The organism is Thermostichus sp. MS-CIW-23, from assembly GCF_054059455.1.
The window spans coordinates 13,370-35,872 of sequence record NZ_JBSSCC010000028.1 but is presented as its reverse complement, the minus strand read 5'-3'; the positions used below and the strand labels follow the sequence as shown (position 1 = coordinate 35,872).

Below are 22,503 nucleotides of genomic sequence, written 5' to 3'. Positions count from 1 at the left end.
CGCCTAAGATGCGGAATTTGTGGCCGAGGCCGGATCCCTTCCCTGCGGGGGATGGAGTTCCTGCTAAGCTCTGGGGCGGCTCTTACTTCATGGGTTTACACGGCTTCCCTCTGGCTTGTTGGGAGAGGAGCTGGGGGCGAGAGGGCAGATGTTTTTGGAGGGAGCCGCGCTGTCCCTGGGGATCTTCACAAGATTTCCTGGTGGGCGGTAGCGGATGGTGTTAAGGTGGGGCATGAGGTCTTCACTGGAAACGATGGATTTCAAGCTGCGCATCCGTACTGCTGAGACTCCACAAGGGCAAAAACTGGCGATTGTGCCGCTGGAGGGTCGTTTTGATGCCAAGGCCGCCTCAGAAGTTCGGCAATTGCTCCAGCAGGTTTTAGATTTCGGTTATCCCAATATGTTGATCGACATGTCGTCGGTCACTTTTATGGACAGCTCTGGGCTGGGGGTGTTGATCTCGGCTTTGCGCAAGTGCCGTGCTGCCGGGGGCAACATTAGCCTTTGTTGCGTGCCGGAAAGTGTGGCCCTCGTCCTCAACCTCACCTCCATGGAAAAGGTACTGACCTGCTTTAGCGACCTGGAGACCGGCATTGCCAACTTTTCCAGCGCTCCCACTGCTCGTTAGGCCGACATTAGGCCTTACTTTTGGGGATCCCCCGATGCTCTTTTCAGCCCATCAGCGAATTCTGGTGATCCCTCTAGCAATTTTCTCAACAATCTTCAGCCATGCCCCAGACCGGCCTCGATACCTTTCAGCTTCTCTACCAGCACCACCGTGGCCCCAGCTTCTGCGAGCGCATGCTGGCAACAGCTCCTGGGCGCTTTAACGAGGCTTTTTGGCAGTTCTGGCAGATGCACATCGAGCCCTGTCTGCCTCCTGCACCGCGCTTGTTGGATCTGGGAACCGGGCCGGGGTTTGCTCTGGGTCAGTGGGCGCAACGCTATCCCGGAGGGCACTTCATCGGGGTGGATGTGATGCCCTACATGTTGGAGCGAGCGGCGGCGGATTTGAAAGGGATCCCTGGAATCCAGCTGCTGCAGGCCGACCTGCACGACCCTCACTTGCCGCTTGCGGCCAACAGCATCGATGCAGCTCAGGCAGTGGTGGTGTTGCACGAGATGGTGCAGCCCTTGCGCTTGTTGCAGGAGGTGTTGCGTCTACTCAAGCCGGGGGGGCGATTTTTGCTGGTGGATTGGGTGCGCGCCCCGCTCAGCCTCTACTTCGATGCCGATACAGAGGCCCAACTCTTCCAGTCGGACACGCCTTTGGAAACGCTGCTGGATCAGTTTACCCACTTCTACGAGCACAATCGCTTCAGCGCCGAAGACCTGGTGTGGTTGCTGGAGAAGGTGGGTTTCGCAGTGGTGGCTCAGCAGCTCTACAACCAAAATCGCTTTGTGCGACTTGCAGCCGAAAAGCCTATCTCCTGAATGTCCAACTGCCCATAACGAGATGTTTTGGACTACGGAGTGCAGAATAGACCAATAAACAGAACAGTGTCCAAATCAATTCAGATTACTTTCGCTGTTTTCGTTCATGGCTGCAGGGATCCAATGGGCAGGCTGCGCCTGGGCAAACACCTGCACTTCAGTGCTCATCTTGCGCAGTTGGCGGGCTAACTTGATTGCCTTGTCGCGGGGAAGGGGTGGGCTCACCACCGCCGGCAGACAGCCCAATAGGGGTTTCAGGGCCGTTTTGGGCAGGCGTGCGTAGAACGATAAAGCCGAGAGGATCTCCTCTTCAAAATAGGGGTTGCGATACTCTAGGAGGCGCACCTGATACAGCTCTGGGGGCAGAGGCCGTCCTTGGGTCAGGCGAATCAGGGATTCCACCGTTCCCATCACATAGAGTTGATCGCCTTCTTTCAACAGGGTCTTGCCCTCTTTTTGCCAGATCTTGGGAAAAACACAGGGTTTCCCCGGTCGGGAGCGATGCAGCAAGATCACCAGGTCATAGTCCTGGGCCAGTTGGCGCAAGGATAGCCCCAGGTAGTGGCAATGGGCAGAGACCTCCAGCAGCGTCACCAGCAGAGTTTCCCCCTGCCAAGCCAGGGTGCCGTAGACGGATCCCACCAGTGCTGCGGTGGCAAAAGCCCGTGCCCCCAGCCCGGTAGCGCTGTAGCTGATCCCCAGGGTCTGCATGTGGCGCTGCATGCGAGCCGCCAATTCGGGATCGGTAACCCGCAAAATGGTGCGGATCCCCGGCTGCAGGCTGTGGGCCGTCAGGGCCGTCTCCAGGTTGGTGAGATCGTCAGGGGTGGTGCAGATCAGGCAGCGGCTGCCTTGAATGCGAGCCTGCTGCAGCGTGCTTGCCAGGGCATAATCCCCACGAACCACCACCGCTCCCTCCCGTTCCGCTGCCTCCAAGAGAGGGTTCTCGCTATTGGGATCCACCACCACCACCTCGTAGCCCATCTGCCGCAACAACTGCAGCACCAAATAGCTCAGCCGCCCCAACCCTGCGATCACCACATGATCCTCTTTGGGCATACGGGCAGCCCGACCCAAGCCAAAGCGACTGCTCACCAATTTGTCGGTCACCAAGCCGTAAATCAACCCCACCAGGGCAGCCCCCACCAAGGTCATCATCACCGCCAGCACCTTCACCCCCAGCGGTGTTTCCGGCTGTTGAAAAGCCTCAATATCCCCATAGCCCCCTGTCAGCACCACGATCGTCAGCAAAAGCCCATCGATGAGGGGTTTGCCGATCATCCTGAAGTTGATCACCCCCAGCACCAGCATGGCCCCCAAGGTGAAGGTGAGGGTGCGCACGATGGGCTTGACCTGTAGGAGTCCCTGCACTCCTCTGCGCAGCCAAGACCCAAGGGATCCCCGCCCCAACGACCTGCCTTGCCGTTGTTGTCGCTTGTCCTGCATCTGGCCGCTGGCCCAGCGCTGTGCCCGTGAGGAGCCCCGTCGCCCGTTGCGTTCCAACAGTTGCAGGTAGGCTCTGGGATCGCAAATGACCAAAACGCGATCCCCCTCCAGCAGCTCTGCCTCGTGGTCAAAGTCGTCGAAAACTCGCTGTTTGGAAAAGTCAGAAAGCCCATCCACCGGGTAATGAAACAGCACCCGCGCCCCAAAAGTTTCCTCCAGCTCCGAGAGGGGCATATGCAGCAGGCGGGAGTTGTATCCGATGGTCAGCTCTACCACGTTCCAGAGGGTGGTCTCTCGGTCTGAGACAAAGTAAGCCGGATCTGCCAGCTCTGGCGGAAGCGTGGCCGGCTGGGCTTCCAGCTGGGGCAGCTCAAAGTAGCCAACAAATTCGTCGGAAACAGCCTTAAGGGCAAAAGCCGGGGCAGCCAAAGCCGCCACCGATAGGGAAAAATGCTGCGGCAAAGCCGAGTCGAGATAGCGGGCAAGGCTGTGGTTGAACAGACGGGAGACGACACGCACCTGTGGATTGAGATCTCGAATCAGCAAAGCCAGCTCGAAATTGGCTTGGTCGCTGTCCTCCAGCAGCAGCGCCACCCTAATCCGCTCGATCCCAGCCCGCTGCAACACCCCCGGCTGGCGGGGATCCGCCTGTAGGTATTGCCACTGCTCTTCCAAATGAGGGGGCAGATCGGGAGCAACTACTACAGCGCGATGTCCAAAAGCTTCTAGGGCTTGGAGAGTGAGCTCCACCAAATCGTTGTAGCCGCAGACCAGGATAGAGACACCTGGATCCCTGCTATTCTCTTGCACCTGTGCATGAGGCGATCTCGAAAGGGAGCTCACCATAGCTCTGTCATCTACCCTGCTCCCTTTATACCCGAAGCCTCTTCAGCTTTCGCGAGTGCTGTCAATACCGCTGACCGCAAAGCCCTGGGTAGAGACCCGTTGCTCAACAAGACCGGCTGCGTTGCTGGCCATCTCAGGCGCTGTCGAGGACAAGGGGAAGCCACCCAGTTTCATCCCAAAGGGTGAGAAGTGAGAACAACTCCCAAGAGGTTGACCTGGTACTTGAGATCTTCTATCATTGCCTCAAGGCAAAGTTCTTGAATAAAAGTCTCAATAAGGTTGGCCCAAGATAAGAGCCAACAGAGTGAGGCTTGCGGGGACTGTCTTTGTCCTTTGGGCTTGGCTTTCCGGTGCTTTCTCAGAGAGAGCCTGGCCGGTGGAGCTGTGTCTCTTGAGATGTTTTTGAACTTAGGAGTTGGGTATGCGCTTATCGCGACGGCAATTTGTCAGTGGAGCCACGCTAGGTTCTGCGGCTCTGGCAGCAGGGTCTCTTCTGCGTCCGGCCCATGGCGCCAATCGGGAAGTGAACCTCTACACCTCGCGACACTACAGCACAGACGAGAAATTGTACGAACTTTTCCAGCAGAAAACGGGCATTACCGTGAATTGGGTGCAGGGCAAAGCCGATGAGATCATCGAGCGCATCCGCAGCGAGGGATCCAACAGCCCCGCCGACATCTTCATGACGGTGGATGTTGCCCGGTTGTGGCGGGCTCAGAACGAGGGCTGGTTTCAACCCATCCAGTCGGAGACGCTCTCCAAAAATATTCCCGAGTCTCTGCGGGATCCAGAGGGGTACTGGTTTGGCCTCACCAAGCGGGCGCGGGTGATCATGTACAACAAAGACAAGGTGGATCCCAAGGAGTTGTCCACCTATGAGGACTTGGCAAACCCCAAATGGCGGGGCAAGGTGCTCACCCGCTCCTCCAGCAACGTTTACAGCCAATCCTTGACGGCTTCGATCATCTTGGCCCACGGGATCCCGGAAACGGAGCAATGGGCCCGAGGCTTGGTGGCCAACTTTGCCCGTCCGCCGGAAGGGGGAGACATAGATCAGATCAAGGCCGTGGCCGCCGGGGTGGGAGACGTGGCTTTGGCCAACACCTACTATTTGCCGCGTTTGATCAAATCCGACAATCCAGAAGAGCGCGCCGTAGCCGAGAAAATCGGCGTCTTCTTCCCCAACCAGCAGGATCGTGGCACCCACGTCAACATCAGCGGGGCCGGCATTCTGAAAACAGCTCCCAACAAAGAAGCGGCCATCCAATTTTTGGAGTTTCTCTCCGGGCCAGAGGCGCAGGCCATTTTTGCCCAGAGCAACAATGAGTACCCGGTACTGCCCGGGGCTGAGATCGACTCGTTGGTGGCCAGCTTTGGCACCTTTAAGGAAGATACGATCAACGCCGCCAGCATTGGCCGCGTCACCCCTGATGCCCTAAAGGTAATGGATCGGGCCGGTTGGAAGTAGATCAGGCCTCCAGGACAGGCCCTGAGTGCAGCCTTTCATTGCTTGACGCCGTGAACGTTAAGCAGCTTGACGGTTCTTGGCCAAGCGTCGATACTCTAGGACGGCGTTGCTTCCGTTCGAGGCCGCTCAGGCGTCCTGTCTTTCTTTTTCAAAAGCTTCTGGAGGTTTGCCAAATGAAACAACTGCGAACAGCAGGCTTGTTCTTGCTCCTGCTTTCTTTAACTTCTTTCTACACCAATAGCCCGGCAAAGGCAATTGAAAACCTTCCCGAAAAGGCTCCCGTTCCAAAGCGGGATTTGCTTTTGACCACAGAAAACAAAGAAGAAGTATTATTATGTCGATCCCCAATTATCCCCACGACAAGCCCGAGCGGTTGGCCATTCTCAACTCAACTACCCTAGCGATAGTTAACGACGACGACTTTGGCATCGTCTCGGAAAAGGGCGCGGTTTAAGAAAAAACTATGCTTGTAACAAGCAAGACGAGAACATCGTTTATTTCGTTAAGCTGCCCAAGAGCTTGTTTTGAGAGAAAACTTGGTTGGGGATCCCTGGAGGATCCCTTTTTCTTCCCCAGGAGTTGCTCAAGAGGTAGCTCCCGCCTGTTGAGATGGACAAAGAGATGAGGTTGAAGTTGTTGAGCAAATCTCTGCCGGGAAGTGGCTTCTTTCCTCTGAACGGCTGGGCGCTTCTGACTCTGACCCTCAGCGGTCTCATTCTCGTTCCTGTCCTTACGGTGTTGCTCAGCCTTTTTGCGGACGAGCGGCAGGTTTGGGAGCACCTGGCCGATACGGTCTTGGGGCTTTATGTGCGCAATAGCCTGGTGATGATGGCAGGGGTGGCGGCGGGGGTCATCCTGGTGGGCAGTGGCACTGCCTGGCTGGTGACCATGTGTCAGTTTTGGGGGCGGGCCTGGCTGGAGTGGATGTTGGTGCTGCCCCTGGCGGCCCCCACCTATGTGTTGGCCTACGCCTACACCGATTTTTTGCAGGTAACCGGCGGTTTCCAGATCTGGCTGCGGCGGGTAACAGGTTGGGGGATCGGCGACTACTGGTTCCCTAACATTCGCTCGTTGTGGGGGGCGATCCTGCTGCTGATCCTCACCCTCTATCCCTATGTTTACCTCTCGGCCCGGTTGGCCTTTCAGGAACAGTCGGTAGCCTGTTTGGAGGTGAGTCGCTCCCTGGGTTATGGGCCTTGGGCCAGCTTTTTCAAGGTGGCTTTGCCGCTGGCCCGACCGGGGATCGTGGCCGGCTGTCTGCTGGCCTTGATGGAAACCCTCAACGATTTCGGCACCGTCAGCTATTTCGGGGTAGATACCTTTACAACCGGCATCTACCGCACCTGGACGGCCCTGGGCAATCCGGTGGCGGCGGCTCAGCTTTCGGCGCTGCTGTTGCTGCTGGTGTTGCTGCTGATGGCGGTGGAGCAATTCTCCCGCCGACGGGCGCGCTACTATCGCCAAGGGTTCAAACCCACCCCAACCCGTTACCGCCTACAAGGGATCCGGGCGGTGGGGGCTTGGCTAGCCTGTGGGATCCCGATTGGGCTGGGCTTTGTCGTGCCGGCCTTGATTCTGCTCAATATGACCCTGCGCCAGGGGGAGCTAGGTCGCCGCTTTTGGAGCTACGCCCAGAACAGCTTTCTGCTATCGACCATCACGGCTGTCATTGCCGTTTCCGTGTCGGTGGTGGTGCTGTACGGGCTGCGCATGCAGGGGCTAGGACGGGCGGGATCCCCGTGGGGCCTGCGGCTGGCAGTGCAGTTGTCTTCTCTGGGCTATGCGCTGCCTGGGGTGGTGATTGCAGTGGGGGTTCTGATTCCCCTAGGGTGGTTGGATCAACTGCTGAGCTACCTGCGGCAGGTGGTGCTGCAACAGCCACCTGGCCTGGTGATCGGCGGTACCCTCACGGCTTTGGTGTTCGGCTACCTGGTGCGGTTTTTGGCCGTTTCTTTGGCCACCGTTGAGGCCACGCTGCTGCGCATTCCCCCCAGTTTGGATGAGGCAGCCCGCAGCCTGGGGCAGGGATCCCTGGGTACCCTCTGGCGGGTGCATTTGCCCTTGATGAGGGGTGGCCTCTTGGGGGCTATGCTGCTGGTATTTGTGGATGTGATGAAGGAGCTGCCGGCCACGATGGTGCTGCGGCCCTTCAACTTCGACACCTTGGCGGTGCAAACCTACCGCTTGGCAGCCGATGAGCGTCTCGCGGAGGCAGGGGCACCGGCTTTGGCCATTGTCTTAGTGGGGATTTTGCCGGTGGTTCTGCTCAACTCCCAGATGGCGCGGCAACGCAACCTCGGCTCCTCAGGGGATCTCCTTTGAGAACCCTACAAGGCCTCCGCTCCGGCCACCACCTCCAGGATCTCCTGGGTAATAGCCGCCTGGCGAGCTTTGTTGTAGGCAAGACCCAGCGTGCGAATGAGCTCGCTGGCATTGTCGCTGGCGTTGTTCATGGCCGTCATGCGAGCCGCCAATTCGCTGGCCGCCGCCTCCTGCAAGGCCCGTAGCAACTGGTTGTTCAGGTACAGCGGCAGCAGTGCATCCAAAATCTGCACGGGATCCTGCTCAAAGATCATGTCCTGAGGTGGGGCCGAGACCGCTGCGATGACTTTGCTGCGCTCGACAGTAAACTCTCCGCCCCGCACCAAAAGACGAAAAATTTCGTCGTCCTGAGTGGCCAACCGCGACGGATCGAGGGGCAACAGGGATTGCACCACCGGACGGGAGCTGATCAAAGAGACAAAACGGGTGTAGAGCAGCTCTACCTTGTCCACCTTCTCAGACAAGAAGGCCGAGAGGAGCTGATCCCCAATCTGGGCAGCCTCAGCCGCCGTGGGGATCTGCGACAAATTCACGTAGGTCTTGGCGATGGGAGCGGAGCGCCGCTGGAAATACTGCACCGCCTTGCGGCCCACCAGGTAAAGCTGCACCTGCTGTCCCGTCTCCTGCAGTTCGCGGACGCGCTCTTCGGTGCGCTTAATCACGTTGGCGTTGTAGGCTCCGCACAAGCCCCGATCCCCGGCCACCACCAACAGCCCCACCGTCTGGATGGGCCGCTGCTTCAGCAGAGGCAAGTTGACATCTTCCAGCCGCAGCCGAGTTTGCAGCCGATAGAAAACCTGGGCCAGTCGGTCGGCAAAGGGACGGGTGGCCATCACTTGCTCTTGGGCGCGGCGCACTCGGGCTGCTGCCACCAGCCGCATGGCCTCGGTGATTTTGCGGGTGTTTTTGACCGCTTTGATGCGATCGCGGATACGCTTGAGATTTGCCATAACCCATTCCCTCTATTTAAGGACTCCGTCCTGCTAACGCGAACGGTGGTTGACAGGGATCCGCGTCAGGCTAGGCCGCCTTGGCCACGAAGCTCTGCTTGAACTCTGTGATGGCCGTTTTCAAGATTTCTTCTGCCTCGTCGGTGAGTTGCTTGGTGGAGAGGACGATCTCGCCATACTTGGGATGGGTGGTGCCCAGGTAAGCCAAAAGGCCCTGTTTGAAGCTGGAGACCTTCTCCACCGGAATGTCATCCAAATAGCCTCGCGTCCCCGCATAGATAATGGCCACCTGCTGATCCAGAGACAGGGGAGAGTACTGTGGCTGCTTCAGCAACTCCTGCAGCCGTTGGCCGCGGGCCAGTTGCTTTTGGGTAGCCTCATCCAGGTCAGAGGCAAATTGGGCAAAGGCCTCCAGATCGCGGTATTGCGCCAGTTCCACCTTGATGGAGCCAGCCACCTTTTTCATCGCCTTGGTCTGAGCTGCCGAGCCGACGCGGCTGACGGAAATCCCGACGTTGATGGCCGGGCGGATGCCAGCGTTGAACAGATCCGATTCCAAGAAGATCTGCCCATCGGTGATGGAGATAACATTGGTGGGAATGTAGGCCGACACGTCATTGGCCTGGGTTTCCACGATTGGCAGCGCCGTCATGGATCCCTCTCCCAGTTGGCTGCTCAGCTTGGCGGCTCGCTCCAATAGCCGCGAGTGCAGGTAGAACACATCCCCAGGGTAAGCTTCCCGACCGGGTGGACGGCGCAGCAGCAGCGACATTTGCCGATAAGCCACCGCCTGCTTGGAGAGGTCGTCATAGACCACCAGGGTGTGTTTGCCCTGGTACATGAAGTATTCAGCAATGGTGGCGCCACAGTAGGGGGCCAGCCACTGCAACGGGGCCGGGCTATCGGCGCCGGCAGCCACCACAATGCTGTAGTCCATAGCCCCTCGCTCGGTCAGGATGCCCACCACCTGGGCGATGGTGCTCTGCTTCTGACCAATGGCCACGTAAATGCAGATCACATCCTGCCCTTTTTGGTTCAGGATTGTGTCCACAGCAACGGTGGTCTTGCCGGTTTGGCGGTCGCCGATGATCAGTTCCCGCTGCCCCCGCCCGATGGGGATCAGGGCATCGATGGCGGTAATGCCGGTTTGCAGGGGCTCGTACACAGAGCGGCGATCGACAATGCCAGGTGCCGGAGATTCGATCAGGCGAGACTCCGTACACTGGATCGGGCCTTTGCCGTCGAGGGGGTTGCACAGGGGATCCACCACGCGGCCCAAGAGGGCTTCCCCCACCGGGATGCTGGCAATCTTGCCCGTGGATTTGACGGTGGATCCCTCTTGGATATTCCGCCCGGAGCCGATCAGCACGGCACCGATGTTGTCTTCTTCCAGGTTGAGGGCAATACCGGTGGTGCCATCCTCAAATTCCAGCAGCTCGCTGGCCATCACCTTATCCAAACCGTAGATGCGGGCAATGCCATCCCCCACCTGCAGAACTGTCCCCACATTGGAGACCTGCATCTCCTGGTTGTACTGCTCAATCTGCTGTTTGATGATGGTGCTAATCTCGTCTGGGCGAATGGTAGGCATAGCAGTCCTCTCAAGTAATGGGAAGGGATCCTCAAAAACCAACTTAGGCCAACTGCAAGGCAAGCCGGCGCAACTGTCCACGCAAGCTGAGGTCGATCACCTGGGATCCAATCTTGATGACCACCCCTCCCAGCAGCTCCGGATCCTGAGTGGCTTGCAACTCCACACCGCTGGCCTGGGTGAAGTCCATCACCCGCTCGCGAATCGATTGCTGCTGAGCTTCCGTCAAGGGTATCGCCGTCGTCACTTCGGCCAGGACGATGTTCTGGAGCTTCCGTTGCAGATCCAAAAAGCGCCGGCAGACGGCCCCGAGAAACATAATACGGCGGCGGTCGGTCAACAACTTCAGCGCATTCAGCAGCAGAGGGTGGATCTGATCGGCAAATACTTGCTGCAGCAGGTTCTTTTTGGCCTCGGCCTTGATCACCGGGTTGGCGAGAAACTGGCCCAGCTCCGGCGTAGCCCGCAAAACCTCGGCAATAAAGCGCATATCGGCGGCAAAAGTGTCCAGCAATCCCTGGCCTGACCCAAGAGCAATGAGAGCCTCGGCATAGGGATCCACCACCTTCTCAGCCATTGTGCTGCTGATCATACCTTTCTCCTCCTTGAGAGTTAGCGGGCAATCATTTGGATCCCTCTCTCGATCAGGCTGCGGTGGGTCTCTTCGTTGAGGTGCTGCGGCAACTCCTGCTCCACCTTGCTCAGGGCTTGGCGAACGATCTGCCGACGCAACTCTTGAAGAATCCGCTCCTGCTCGCTGGACAACTCTTTCTCAGCATTGGCCCGCAGCCGCTCCACTTCCCGCTCCGCCTGCTCCAACAACTCTTGCCGACGGGCTTCGGCGTTGGCTTCCGCCTGCTTGCGGATACGTTCAGCCTCCTGCTGAGCCTGGGCCAGCTTTTGCTGCTCCTCCGCCAGCTTCTCGATGGCTTCCTGTTTGCGCTGCTCCGCCTGCCGCAGTTCTTCTAGGATCCCCTCCCGCCGCTTGGCCAGGGCTTCTCCCACCACTTTGCGACCCAAGATAAACAGCAAGGTGAGAATGATCGCGATGTTGATCAGGTTGCTCTCGAGAATCTTGGCCAAGAGATCCCCCTCTCCTGCCTTGGCTTCTGGGAGTAGCTCCGTGGTCTCGGCCACAGCCAAGATCCAACCGGCCACCCAACTCCACACAGGCATCGCAAGCTCCTCCAAAAGTACTTCCAACCAGCGATCTAACGAGCACTGCCCAACAGTTTCTGGGTAATCTGGGCGGCAATGGCATCCACCTGCTGCTGCAGCTGTTCGAGGGCTGCCTGCTTCTCTTGCTCGACCTGTAGCCGCGCCGCCTCCAGCTTCTGCTGGATCTCTGCCTGCACAGCAGCCAGTTTCTCGGAACGAATGCGAGCAGCTGCAGCCTCTGCCTCAGCGATCACCTGCTGGGCTTGCAAGCGGGCCTGGCTGATCTCAGACTCATACTGTCGGGTCAACGACACCGCCTTGTCCAACCGCTCTTGGGCTTCCGCTTGAGTGGTGCGGATGTAGTCGCTGCGGCTGTCGATAGCCCGCGTAACCGGCTCATAGAAGAGGGAGTTGAGCACTGCCACCAACAGCAAAAACTGAATGGCAATCAGGGGCAGGGTGGCATCCAGATCGAAAAGACCACCTTTTTCAGCCGCTTCAACAGCCAATAGAGTTTGGAAGAGCATGGGTGTTATGACCCCAACAGAAACTTAGGTCTACCGTCAGGCCGGGTTGGGGGGCGGATATGGCTCACCTCGGCCATCGCTGCGGCCCGCCCCCGTAGGACACTAGGCGAAGGGGTTGGCAAACAAGAGCACCAAAGCCACCACCAAGCCGTAGATGGTCAGAGCTTCCATGAAGGCCAGGCTAACCAGCAGGTTGCCGCGGATCTTGTCTTCCGCCTCAGGTTGGCGGGCCACCCCTTCCATCGCAGCAGCAGCGGCGTTCCCCTGTCCGATCCCAGGACCCAGGGATCCCAGACCAATGGCCAGAGCAGCAGCCAGAACAGAAGCAGCAGAGGTTAACGGATCCATAGTGAGATGCTCCTTGGTGATTGACACAACAACAACGTCTCTTGAGCTTCAGAGGTGATCGGGTCTGATACACTACAGCCTCAAATCACTCCCTTGTCGGCGGCTTTCAGAACCAATCTGTCAGCCCCAACAAACCTTACCAAAAGAAGGGATCCCTTGCGCTGGCCCACTTGAGATGATCCTCCGTGAAAAGGCCAAGGTGATCGGCCAAACAGCGGGCTCAATCGTGGTGATCCCCTCCTCCATGACCTTCCAGCGCCTCTCCAATGTAAGCTGCCGAGAGGGTTGAGAAGATCAAAGCCTGAATCGCCCCCGTAAACAGAAACAAAATCATCACCGGCACGGGGATAAACAAGGGCACCAGCAACACCAACACCGCAATCACCAGCTCTTCTGCCAGGATGTTGCCGAATAGACGGAAACTCAGGGAGAGGGGCTTGGTGAAATCTTCTAAAACGTTGATGGGCAGCAGAATCGGGGTAGGCTCGATGTACTTTTTGAAGTAAGACAGCCCCCGCTTGCTGATGCCGGCCACGAAATACATGATGCTGGTGAGCAGCGCCAACCCGGCAGTGGTGTTGATGTCGTTGGTGGGGGAGGCCAACTCCCCTTCCGGCAGGGGAATTAACTTCCAGGGGAAGAGGTTGCCCATCCAGTTGGAGACGAAGATGAACAGGAACAAGGTGCCGACATAGGGTACCCAGGGCCGGAAGTTTTTCTCGCCAATCTGGGCACGGGCAATGCTCTGCACAAATTCCAGGGCATACTCGACAAAGTTTTGCAGACCAGCCGGCTCCCGCTGCAGTTGACGGGTGCCCAAGATAACCACCGTCAAGATCAGGGCAATGGCGATCCAGCTGGCGATCAAAACCTGCCCGTGAACCGTGAATTTGCCCAGGTGCCAGTAAAGGTGATGGCCGACCTCGAGTTCTGCCAAAAGAGGAGGAGAGGAGAAGGACAGGTTCATGGGCATCACACAGAAGAAGATGAACGGGTCAAGGTCTGGACAAGATGAATGAGCAGGGTGACCTTGTAGGTCATGAACCCCAGGAAAATGGGCAATATCTGTAAAGACTTCACCTGAGTGGCTAAAACGATCAGCCCGACAAACAGAGCCAAACGCGTCACCCCCAAACGGTTGCGGCTTTTGCCCAGCTCCGCTACGCCGCGGCCCAGCATGCGCAGATAAACCACGCCAACAACCGCCCCCAGCAAGTAGTTGGCAGCTACCCCCAGAGAGTAAACCAGGGCCACTCCCACGGCAATGGCCAGACTTACCCCCAAGGTAACCAGCACCAGCCACAGCTGCAGCGCTTCATAGCTCCCGCTGCCAGCAACTGCTGCCCCCCTAGCTCCACCCTTCACCTTCCTCGCCAAATCGGGCTTCCCCAGGGCAAGGGGTGGCTCTGACGCAACTGGATCCCCTGTCTCTTCCTCCCGCTTCGGAGAAGGAGGTGCATTCTCCAAGGGAGGCAGTGGTCTGGGCTTCCACTGGGTCGCCTTCCAACGGGTAGAACTGTGAGAGAGGAGTCTGGAAGAACGGGCCATGGTTTCGAGGTCATGCCTCTCAAGGTTTGACCTTAACCCAAGATAACACGATTAAGTAACAATACTTAATGAGATTAAGTTGGGCCAAGGTCTGAAGGAGACTCCGCTGGTCGCTCAGACAGGCAGCTGGCCTTCCGAACGACAGGGATACTGATACATTTACGCTGAACACTGCTGAACATCACTGTTCAACTATGCAGCGATAGCATTCTGTTTGTTTCCAAACAGAATGGCGGTATCCCGCAAAGCTTTGAGTAGAATACCCAAAGCGCAGTTTCCGTGTCGTCTTACTACCAATTTTCTGCTTTGCTTTGGCTACCATGTTGGCAGACTCGAAAGTAAACAGAAAGATCAACTGGTAGTAATCCGTACTGAACATATTATACATTATTTTCAGTATAGTTGAGCTTATTATTGACTAGAGTCATGCTCCTCTGAGGAGCTAGCTAAGAATCTACCACTTTCGGGGATCGGTAGCGGCAAAATGGAAAACTTTCTGAAAGCTGTCTGGTGTAAAGTTTTGCTGGGGATGGTCAGCAGGCGTTAACATTCCGTAACTCTCTGTGTCCCGTCCTGGATCCCCCAGGTTTCATATACTAAGGGACAGGAGTGGCAGAGGGTGAGGATGACTCCCCAGAGTTCGCTGGTGGATGCAATCTGGCTGGACTACCGCTTGGCAGTGGCGCTGACGGTGGTGATGCCATTGCTGCTGCTGATTTGGGCTTTTGCGGTGGGGTTGCGGCCCTTGATTCAGCTATTGATCGTTTATTGGCGGGTATCGAGCCTCTTGGCGGTGACGGTGTACCTGATGATTGGGGGCCTGCCCGTCAGCTTTCTCAGTGGAGCAATGGCGCGGCTGTTGATCTTGGTTTGTCTTTGGTTTTGGCGGGACTGGAGTGCTGCTCTCGAGCAGTCGAGAACCTGGGCGGCGCGAGCCTTTTTGCTCTGGCGGTGGGGCCTGACTGGTTATATGGGGGCCGGGATCCTCTTTTCGGGGGCCTTTGTGCCCTGTGCTTTCCGCACTTCTCTGCCAGAGGAGTGCCGGGCTTGGTTTGGGCCACCGCTGGGGTTTCGGGAGATCTTCCATCCCAATGTATCGCCGGAGCTGCTGGGGAGCGTGGGGGCCTGGGGGCTGGTGGCCTACCTGCTCTACAGCCTCTACTTTGTCTGGCGGCTGCGACCCGGAACTGATAAGGGGGAACTGGAAGCATGAGGGCCCTGCCTTGGCCCTTGGCCTTGGAGCGCTACAGCCAAGACCACCCGCAGGAGGTGCTCCGGGTTGAGGTGGAAAGCGAGGGAGAAATGGACTTGGTTCTTATCTACCGAGGCTACAGCAGCTCTTTGAGGCGAGCTACCCCCAGCGACCCCGAAGCGGCGGTGATCCCTCCCCAGGCCCGCTTTTTGCAGTTGGAGCGCTTGGCTGCCCCCTATCACCCCGATCGCTCACGGGTTCTGGCTGTCTATCGCAACTGGGGAGAGCTAACAGCATGGCTGGCCCAAGAAGGGATCCCAGTGACGGAGTAAGGGATCCCTGGCACCTACCGCCCCACAGGACTGGGTTGCCGCTGGAGGATGGTGTATTCTGCCGGCTGCAAAAGCGAACGTCCTGTCATTTCGGGGGGCTGAGGCAGGCCCAAGATCTCCAGCAGGGTGGGGGCCACATCAGCCAAAGTGCCGTTGGAGCGCAACTTGACATCGCCGCCACAGCCGGGGATTTTGCGCCTTTCCCCCTCCACCAGAATGCAGGGAACGGGGTTGGTGGTGTGGGCCGTCCAGGGGTTGCCGTTCTCATCCCACATCAGCTCTGCATTGCCATGATCCGCCAGGATCAAAGTAGTGCCTCCCGCATCTACCACTGCCGCCAGCAGCCGGCCCAAACAGCGATCCACCGTTTCCAGGGCGCAGATGGTGGCTTCGTAGTTGCCAGTGTGACCTACCATGTCGGGGTTGGCATAGTTGAGCACCACCAGGCTGTATTCGCGGCGGGCGATGGCCTCTATCGCCTTGTCGGTCACTTCCACTGCCGACATCTCCGGCGCCTGGTCGTAGGTGGTCACCAGCGGGCTTTGCACCAGGATGCGATCCTCACCGGGGAAGGGCTGCTCGATGCCGCCGTTAAAGAAGTAGGTGACATGGGCGTATTTTTCCGTCTCGGCAATGCGCAATTGCTTGAGGCCGGCCTCGCTCACCACTTGGCCCAGCAGGTGATCCAGGTTCTGCGGCTTGAAAAGCACCTGCACCGGCAGCTCCGCCTCGTACTGAGTCATGGTGATGAAGGTGAGAGCCGGCAGCAAGGGGCGCTGAAAGCCTGAGAAATCTGGGCAGACAAAGGCTTGGGTAAGTTGGCGGGCGCGATCTGGGCGGAAGTTGAAGAAAAGCACCGCATCTCCCGGCTGCACAGCCCCCGGAGCCAGGCGGGTGGGCGGGATGAACTCATCTGTGAGATCCTGGGCATAGAAAGCTTCCATCACCTCCGCGGCGCTTTGTCCACGGCCAGGGCCGTCTTGGGTCATGATCTCGTAGGCCTTTTGGGTGCGCTCCCAACGGCGATCCCGATCCATGGCGTAGTAGCGTCCGCTCAGGGTGGCGATGACGCCATTGCCCAGCCATTGCAGCTCTTTTTCCAGGGCGGCCAGAACCCTGGCACCATCGCGGGGCAAGGTGTCGCGGCCATCGGTGATGGCGTGGACATAGGCCGGAATCTCAGCCTGGGCCGCCAGCTTGAGCAACCCATAGAGATGGTCGATGTGGGAGTGAACCCCCCCCTCGGAGCAAAGGCCAACGAAGTGAAAACGGCCCCCTCGCTCTCTGAGCTGGCGACAAACTTGCATCAACAAGGGATCCTGGAAAAGGGATCCTGTCTCTATCGCGTCGCTGATGCGCACCAATTCCTGCGGCACCACCCGCCCTGCCCCCAAAGTCAGGTGCCCGACTTCAGAGTTGCCCATCTGTCCTGCCGGCAGGCCCACGGCCCGACCCGAAGCTTGCAGCAGGGTGTGGGGATAGGCAGCCCAAAGGCTATCCAGGACAGGGGTTTCCGCAGCCAGCACCGCGTTGCCATCGAGAGCATCCCGATAACCCCAGCCATCCAGGATCACCAAAACCACAGGTGCTACCGATTGCGAATCCATGAAATGGCCTCTCGTTTTATTTAAGACATAATACCAGCCCAGGCAACACGATACCGGATCTTACATTTGCACTCAAGATTTCAGTATTATCAATCTTCTTTTGAGAGGATAAGGAAGTGCCTGCACAGGCAGGATGGAGTCTTTAGAGCCAACTCCTATGGACAACTGTGCTGCGGTCAAGAGTATTTCTGCGGATGAAATTGCAGATGGGATCCTCAGGGGCTGGGCTGCAACCGTTTGCGCAGAGACTCCGAGCGCCGCTTAGCAATGGCATTTCGGGGATCCAACTTCAGGGCAGTTTCGTAAGCTTCCAGGCTTGGGCCATAGAGATTTTTCTTCTCATAGGCATGGGCCAGATTGTTCCAAGCAGTTACATAACCGGGATCCGCAGCCACGGCATCCTTGTAGTAACGGATGGCCAAGTCGTACTGCCCCTGGCTGAAGTAGGCAAAACCGAGGGCGTTGCAGACGGGGGGAATGTTCTCCCCGGCCACTTCTAGGGCTTTTTTGAGCTGGGCAACCGCCTGGTCGTAGAGGCCTTTTTGCAAATAGACGCTGCCCAACTCGTAGTGCTCCTGCGGGGATCCCTTGCCTTTGCTCAGGCGGGGCTGCAGCTCACGGATGACCTTTTCCTGGGCCCGTACCCGCAGCACCTCCCGCAGGACAAAGAAGCCCGCCACGCCGAGGATACTGGCCAGAGCCACCAAATACAGGAGGGGAACGTTAACGCCCATTTTGCTTGATCCACTTGCCTGTGACTGGCCTCGCTGGCGTCACGCCTGCAGGTGAGCCTCGATAAACCAAAGATCTTTGTCGATCTGGCGCGAGATCTCGGTGAACAGGTCTGCTGTGTCGGCATCCCCCAGTTCGGTGGTGCGGTCGATGTTGCGGCGGACGGAAGCTGCATATTGAGCGTAACGGGCTGCCAAAGCCTGCAGGTGATCCCGACCCTCTTCAGCGGCCAGATCGTACTCCGGCAAGGTGGAGGTTTGGGCAACGATGCGAGCCGTGCCGCGGGCGATGCCCCCCAGCGCCGTAACCCGTTCCGCCAGCATGTCCACGTAGTTTTCCAGGGTGCTGGCAAAAGTGTCGAACATCTCGTGCAAGGCGATGAAGTGCATGCCTTTAACGTTCCAGTGGGCCTGTTTCACCTGCGTCTTCAGATCCAACGTGTCTGCCAAGGACTGGTTGAGCAGCTCCACCAGTTGCGCGCGAGCCTCTGCTGGCAAATCGATCTGGGTGGGGTAGAGACGGGTTTTCTCGGCGGTAACCATGGCCAACCTCCTAACTGTGTTTCCATTATCGGGGATCCGCTTCGGCTTCCCAACTGAGCCCATAGTAACACAAACTCAAAATGAGTATGAGTTAGGGGGCTACTTACCGATGCAGAAGCGGCTGAAAATCTGATCCAGCACCGATTCCGAGATCTCCTCGCCGGTGATCTGGCCAAGGGCATGTAGGGCGCCCCGCAGGTCGATGCTCCAAAAGTCCAGGGGGAGCTGAGCTTGGATGGCCTGCCCCACCTGTTCCAGGCTGGCTTGGGCTTGTTGGAGGGCAGCGGCCTGCCGCTGGTTCAGGCTTATCTCCAGATTGGGCTGGGGACGTCCCTGGGTGACAAGCTGCTCCAGGGCTTTTTCCAGCTCCGGGATCCCTTTCCCTTGGGCAGCAACGGCGGGGACGCGGTGGGCAATCTCGGGGGGGAGAGGGATCCCCTCTGGCGGGGCGAGGTCGGTTTTGTTGATCACCAGGATGAGGGGGCGATGGCGGATCGACTCGTAGATGGCGGCGTCGGCAGCCGTCCAGCCCGCTTGGGCGTCGATGACCAGCACCAGCACATCGGCAGCCTGGGCTAGGCGTTGGGAGCGCTCCACCCCCAGCCGTTCCACCGGATCTTCGGTGGCGCGGATGCCGGCAGTGTCCAGCAGTTGAACGGGGATCCCTTTTACCACCAGGTGGGATTCCACCACGTCGCGGGTGGTGCCGGGCAGATCGGTGACGATGGCCCGATCCTGTCCTGACCAAGCATTGAGCAGGCTGGACTTGCCCACATTGGGCCTCCCGACAATGGCCACCTTCACCCCGGTGCGCAGCAGTTGTCCCCGTTCTGCCGTGGCCAGCAGAGCTTGCATCTGGGCTTGAATAGCTTGGAGCCGGGCCTGCCAAGCGGCAACATCCAAGGGGGGCAGATCCTCTTCAAAGTCGAGGCGAGCCTCAATTTCTGCCAACAAACCCAGCAGCTCCTGGCGCAGGGCGCGAATGGATCCCCCTAACTTACCCTGCAAGCCTGCTAGGGCCATCCGGGCCGCCTGAGGGGAGCGGGCCGCCACCAGATCGGCCACACTCTCGGCCTGGGTGAGGTCAATGCGGCCATTCAGAAAAGCGCGCAGGCTAAACTCCCCCGGCTGAGCCAGCCGCGCCCCCTGCCGCAGGCATTGTTGCAACGTGGCCTGAACCACCATGATGCCACCGTGGCAATGCAGCTCTGTCACATCTTCGCGGGTGTAAGAACGGGGGGCCTGCATCCAAACAGCCAGCGCTTCGTCCAGGATTTGGCCTTTCTCGTCGCGGATCCAGCCGTAGAGGAGCCGATGGCTCTCCCAGACTGCGCTGCGGCGGGCAGGGGTAAAGATGGCTTGGACAATGGGAAGGGCTCGTGACCCGGAAAGGCGCACAATCCCCACACTGCCCTGTTCAGGCACTACCGCAGTGGCAATGGCAGCGATCGTATCGGCCAGGGGCGCAGTCGGATCCATCCTAAACAAAGCCCTGAGGGAGTTCGAGCAGCCGTTGGATTACAGCTCGGCATCCACTGGATTACAAATCGACATTCAAGTTAAAAAGCCACGCCCTCAGGCTGAGGGCAAGGTAGCCTGACAGTGGAAACAACGCTCCTCCCAGTCTTTATGAAGCCGCTACGCACGTTTAAGGTCACTCCCTACCTGCCTACTCCGCTGGAAAGTCTGCGCTTGTTGGCTTACAACCTGCATTTTAGTTGGAACGTAGAAACCCGCAGCCTATTCCGGCGCATGGATCCGGATCTGTGGGATGCCTGTGCCCACAACCCGGTGGCTCTTCTGGGCCGGATCCGGCAGGAACGGCTGGATGAATTGGCGGAGGATCCCGGCTTTTTGGCCCAGTTGGAACGGGCCAGCCAACAACTGCAGAGCTACCTGCAGGAGGACACTTGGTATCGCAAGTATCGTTCGGCCCAAGCGGTGGAAGGGGAGTGCTACGCCTATTTTTCGGCAGAGTTTGGTTTGGCGGATTGTCTACCCCTCTACTCAGGCGGCTTGGGGGTTTTGGCCGGGGATCACCTCAAGGCGGCCAGCGACCTGGGCTTGCCCCTGGTGGGTGTGGGCTTGATCTACCAAAAGGGGTATTTCCGCCAGTACCTCAACCCCGACGGCTGGCAGCAGGAACGCTACCCAATTAACGATTTCTTTAACATGCCCCTGGAGCTGCAAAGGGATGCGGAGGGCCGCGAAATTCGCATTGAGGTGGATTATCCCAACCGCAAGGTGTTCGCCCGCATTTGGAAGGTGACGGTGGGGAGGGTGCCCCTCTATCTTCTGGACACCAACATCGAGCCCAACAGCCAGTACGACCAAGACATCACCGATGAGCTGTACGGTGGCGACCAAGATCTGCGCATCCACCAGGAGATCATGCTGGGGATCGGCGGTGTGCGGGCCTTGCGGGCCCTTGGGATCCATCCCACCGTCTACCACATGAACGAAGGGCACTCGGCCTTTTTGGCGGTGGAGCGGATTCGCCTGTTGATGGTCGAGCAGGGGCTGAGCTTTGAAGAGGCCTGGCAGGTGGCCAAGTCCAGCCAGATGTTTACCACCCACACGCCGGTGCCCGCCGGGATCGACCTATTCCCGCCCGACAAGATCGATTACTACCTCGGCTTCTACTACAGCCAGATGGGCCTGAGCCGGGAGCGCTTTTTGGCTTTGGGACGGGAAAATACTGGCGACTTCCAATCTCCCTTCAGCATGGCAGTGCTGGCCATCAACATGGCCTCTTTTGTGAACGGTGTGAGCAAGCTGCATGGGGCGGTTTCCCGCAAGATGTTCAGCCGGCTGTGGCCTGGGATCCCGCTGGAAGAAGTGCCGATTACTTCCATCACCAACGGGGTACATGTCCGCACCTGGGTGGGGGAGGAGAACCAAGCCCTCTACGACCGCTACCTGGGGCCGGATTGGGCAGAGGCTCCTCCTTCGGATCCCCTCTGGCAAAAGGTGGATCGGATTCCGGATGGGGAATTGTGGCGGGCCCACGAGCGCAGCCGCTCCCGCCTGATTAACTTTACCCGCGAGCGCTTGATGGAACAGCTCCAGAAACGGGCTGCCTCAGCGGCTGAGATCCAACGGGCCTCTGAGGCCCTCAACCCGGAGGTGCTTACCATTGGGTTTGCCCGCCGCTTTGCCACCTACAAGCGGGCCACCCTTTTGCTCCACAACCTGGAACGGCTCAAGGCTTTGCTCAACCATCCTCAGTACCCGATGCAGTTTATCTTTGCCGGCAAGGCCCACCCCCGCGACATACCCGGCAAAGAGCTGATCCGCCAGATCGTGCAGGTGTCGCGGCAGCCGGAGTTTCGCCAGCGCTTGGTTTTCATTGAGGACTACGACATGTATGTCACCAGCTTGATGGTGGCCGGGGTGGATGTGTGGCTGAACAACCCCTTGCGCCCCCGGGAGGCCAGCGGCACCAGTGGCATGAAGGCGGCAGCCAACGGTGGACAGAACCTCAGTATTTTGGACGGCTGGTGGGACGAGGCTGACTATTACCAGACCGGCTGGCCCATTGGCCGCGGTGAGGAGTATGAGGATCGCGCCTATCAAGATGAGGTGGAGTCGAATGCCCTCTACGACTTGCTGGAACAGGAGGTTGCCCCTCTCTTCTACCAGCGCGGCAGCGATGGCCTACCCCATCAGTGGATCCAGCGCATGAAGCAGGCGATTCGCCTCAATTGCCCCCAGTTCAGCACGCAGCGCATGCTGTTGGAGTACGTCCAGCGAGCCTACATTCCTCTCAGCAACTACTTCGACCGCATGCGCCGTGACCACTTCGAGTCGGCCCGCCAGTTCGTTCGTTGGCAAAACCACCTGCAGGAGCATTGGTACAACATCCAGGTTCTCAACGTCCAGATCGAAACCCCGAAGAAAGCTGCCGCTGCCGGCCTTGCCTTGGCACAGGATGACCAAGTGGTGATGGCCAGGGATCCCCTCACCGTGACGGTGGAAGTGCGGCTGGGATCCCTGCAACCTCAGGATGTGATTGTGCAAGCTTACCAGGGGCCGGTCAAGGATGAGGGCCAGATTCAGAAAGGACAGGCAATCTCCCTGCGCTATGTGGAGACGCTGGAGGATCGGGCCATCTTTTCCGGCCAGATTTGCTATGAGGCCAGCGGCTTGCAAGGGTTAGCCATCCGCTTGCTGCCCTTTCACCCCGATATGCACGATCCCTATGAGCTGCGGTTGATGCTCTGGGCGTGACATACTCCCATCACTGACCCTACGGGTACAGTGTGGGCTTCTCGCTTCATCGGGGAGCCTACGCAAGAACCCTCTGCGAGCAGACACGGGATGTCCCACCGCGTAGCTGCACCAGATTCCGGCAAAGCCGTTTTGTGCAACTACTCTCATCATACACCATGTGGGGGTATCTGTATCCCGACACTGACGCTACGGGTACAGTGCGGGGCTTAGCTACCCCCACACCCCCA

20 protein-coding genes are annotated in these 22,503 nt (G+C 58.5%); 7 read left to right on the top strand and 13 right to left on the bottom strand.

Annotation, left to right across the window (positions count from 1 at the left end; all coding sequences use genetic code 11):
- The first annotated feature begins 232 nt into the window (after nucleotides 1-232).
- The gene (locus ACVW0B_RS10425) at nucleotides 233-628 is read left to right on the top strand and encodes an STAS domain-containing protein (protein WP_414374470.1); all 396 of its coding nucleotides are present in this window, start codon (nucleotides 233-235) and stop codon (nucleotides 626-628) included.
- 101 nt (nucleotides 629-729) lie between these two features.
- Nucleotides 730-1,434 (top strand): class I SAM-dependent methyltransferase, encoded by a 705-nt coding sequence (locus ACVW0B_RS10420; protein WP_414407702.1) that lies wholly within the window; start codon nucleotides 730-732, stop codon nucleotides 1,432-1,434.
- A 75-nt stretch (nucleotides 1,435-1,509) separates the two neighbouring features.
- Here ACVW0B_RS10420 and ACVW0B_RS10415 read toward each other — a convergent pair whose 3' ends face one another.
- On the bottom strand, nucleotides 1,510-3,690 hold the full coding sequence (locus ACVW0B_RS10415; RefSeq protein ID WP_457491622.1) for an NAD-binding protein: 2,181 nt from the start codon (nucleotides 3,688-3,690) through the stop codon (nucleotides 1,510-1,512).
- 457 nt (nucleotides 3,691-4,147) lie between these two features.
- On the opposite strand from ACVW0B_RS10415, the gene ACVW0B_RS10410 reads away from it, so the two are divergent.
- On the top strand, nucleotides 4,148-5,194 hold the full coding sequence (locus tag ACVW0B_RS10410) for a Fe(3+) ABC transporter substrate-binding protein (protein WP_011434214.1): 1,047 nt from the start codon (nucleotides 4,148-4,150) through the stop codon (nucleotides 5,192-5,194).
- 621 nt (nucleotides 5,195-5,815) lie between these two features.
- Nucleotides 5,816-7,516 carry an ABC transporter permease gene (locus ACVW0B_RS10405; protein ID WP_457491621.1) on the top strand — a complete coding sequence of 567 codons (1,701 nt, stop codon included), beginning with the start codon at nucleotides 5,816-5,818 and terminating at the stop codon, nucleotides 7,514-7,516.
- A 5-nt stretch (nucleotides 7,517-7,521) separates the two neighbouring features.
- Here the strand turns inward: ACVW0B_RS10405 and ACVW0B_RS10400 are convergent, their stop codons facing one another.
- The 8 genes from ACVW0B_RS10400 to ACVW0B_RS10365 form a co-directional block, all read right to left on the bottom strand.
- Complete coding sequence (locus ACVW0B_RS10400) at nucleotides 7,522-8,466, bottom strand: F0F1 ATP synthase subunit gamma (protein WP_414330493.1); 945 nt, start codon at nucleotides 8,464-8,466, stop codon at nucleotides 7,522-7,524.
- A 70-nt stretch (nucleotides 8,467-8,536) separates the two neighbouring features.
- A complete protein-coding gene (gene atpA / locus ACVW0B_RS10395; protein ID WP_011434218.1) occupies nucleotides 8,537-10,057 on the bottom strand; it encodes a F0F1 ATP synthase subunit alpha in 1,521 nt (506 codons plus the stop codon).
- Nucleotides 10,058-10,100: 43 nt separating this feature from the next.
- Nucleotides 10,101-10,649, bottom strand: coding sequence for an ATP synthase F1 subunit delta (gene atpH, locus ACVW0B_RS10390; protein WP_414330491.1), 549 nt, complete (start codon nucleotides 10,647-10,649; stop codon nucleotides 10,101-10,103).
- A gap of 20 nt (nucleotides 10,650-10,669) precedes the next feature.
- Nucleotides 10,670-11,233 (bottom strand): F0F1 ATP synthase subunit B, encoded by a 564-nt coding sequence (locus tag ACVW0B_RS10385; protein WP_457403034.1) that lies wholly within the window; start codon nucleotides 11,231-11,233, stop codon nucleotides 10,670-10,672.
- 35 nt (nucleotides 11,234-11,268) lie between these two features.
- On the bottom strand, nucleotides 11,269-11,742 hold the full coding sequence (locus ACVW0B_RS10380; protein ID WP_414349846.1) for a F0F1 ATP synthase subunit B': 474 nt from the start codon (nucleotides 11,740-11,742) through the stop codon (nucleotides 11,269-11,271).
- 102 nt (nucleotides 11,743-11,844) lie between these two features.
- Complete coding sequence (gene atpE / locus ACVW0B_RS10375) at nucleotides 11,845-12,090, bottom strand: ATP synthase F0 subunit C (protein ID WP_235280127.1); 246 nt, start codon at nucleotides 12,088-12,090, stop codon at nucleotides 11,845-11,847.
- A gap of 220 nt (nucleotides 12,091-12,310) precedes the next feature.
- Nucleotides 12,311-13,057 (bottom strand): F0F1 ATP synthase subunit A, encoded by a 747-nt coding sequence (gene atpB / locus ACVW0B_RS10370; protein WP_414330483.1) that lies wholly within the window; start codon nucleotides 13,055-13,057, stop codon nucleotides 12,311-12,313.
- A 5-nt stretch (nucleotides 13,058-13,062) separates the two neighbouring features.
- Nucleotides 13,063-13,467 carry a hypothetical protein gene (locus tag ACVW0B_RS10365; protein WP_238376806.1) on the bottom strand — a complete coding sequence of 135 codons (405 nt, stop codon included), beginning with the start codon at nucleotides 13,465-13,467 and terminating at the stop codon, nucleotides 13,063-13,065.
- A gap of 796 nt (nucleotides 13,468-14,263) precedes the next feature.
- Between ACVW0B_RS10365 and ACVW0B_RS10360 the strand changes: the two genes are divergently transcribed.
- Both ACVW0B_RS10360 and ACVW0B_RS10355 read left to right on the top strand, forming a co-directional pair.
- Nucleotides 14,264-14,851 carry a DUF3177 family protein gene (locus ACVW0B_RS10360; protein ID WP_457491620.1) on the top strand — a complete coding sequence of 196 codons (588 nt, stop codon included), beginning with the start codon at nucleotides 14,264-14,266 and terminating at the stop codon, nucleotides 14,849-14,851.
- On the top strand, nucleotides 14,848-15,162 hold the full coding sequence (locus tag ACVW0B_RS10355) for a DUF7734 family protein (protein WP_457384614.1): 315 nt from the start codon (nucleotides 14,848-14,850) through the stop codon (nucleotides 15,160-15,162). The genes ACVW0B_RS10360 and ACVW0B_RS10355 overlap by 4 nt, the downstream gene beginning before the upstream one ends.
- Before the next feature lie 14 nt (nucleotides 15,163-15,176).
- On the opposite strand, the gene gpmI is transcribed toward ACVW0B_RS10355, so the two are convergent.
- The 4 genes from gpmI to mnmE all read right to left on the bottom strand — a co-directional run bounded on the left by gpmI (nucleotide 15,177) and on the right by mnmE (nucleotide 19,522).
- Nucleotides 15,177-16,769 carry a 2,3-bisphosphoglycerate-independent phosphoglycerate mutase gene (gene gpmI / locus ACVW0B_RS10350; protein WP_457491619.1) on the bottom strand — a complete coding sequence of 531 codons (1,593 nt, stop codon included), beginning with the start codon at nucleotides 16,767-16,769 and terminating at the stop codon, nucleotides 15,177-15,179.
- Between the two features lie 215 nt (nucleotides 16,770-16,984).
- A complete protein-coding gene (locus ACVW0B_RS10345) occupies nucleotides 16,985-17,503 on the bottom strand; it encodes a tetratricopeptide repeat protein (protein ID WP_011434229.1) in 519 nt (172 codons plus the stop codon).
- A gap of 39 nt (nucleotides 17,504-17,542) precedes the next feature.
- Complete coding sequence (gene dps / locus ACVW0B_RS10340; RefSeq protein ID WP_414344460.1) at nucleotides 17,543-18,043, bottom strand: DNA starvation/stationary phase protection protein Dps; 501 nt, start codon at nucleotides 18,041-18,043, stop codon at nucleotides 17,543-17,545.
- Nucleotides 18,044-18,142: 99 nt separating this feature from the next.
- Nucleotides 18,143-19,522, bottom strand: coding sequence for a tRNA uridine-5-carboxymethylaminomethyl(34) synthesis GTPase MnmE (gene mnmE / locus ACVW0B_RS10335; protein ID WP_414409424.1), 1,380 nt, complete (start codon nucleotides 19,520-19,522; stop codon nucleotides 18,143-18,145).
- 150 nt (nucleotides 19,523-19,672) lie between these two features.
- On the opposite strand from mnmE, the gene glgP reads away from it, so the two are divergent.
- Nucleotides 19,673-22,273 carry an alpha-glucan family phosphorylase gene (gene glgP, locus ACVW0B_RS10330; protein ID WP_457491618.1) on the top strand — a complete coding sequence of 867 codons (2,601 nt, stop codon included), beginning with the start codon at nucleotides 19,673-19,675 and terminating at the stop codon, nucleotides 22,271-22,273.
- Nucleotides 22,274-22,503 lie beyond the last annotated feature (230 nt).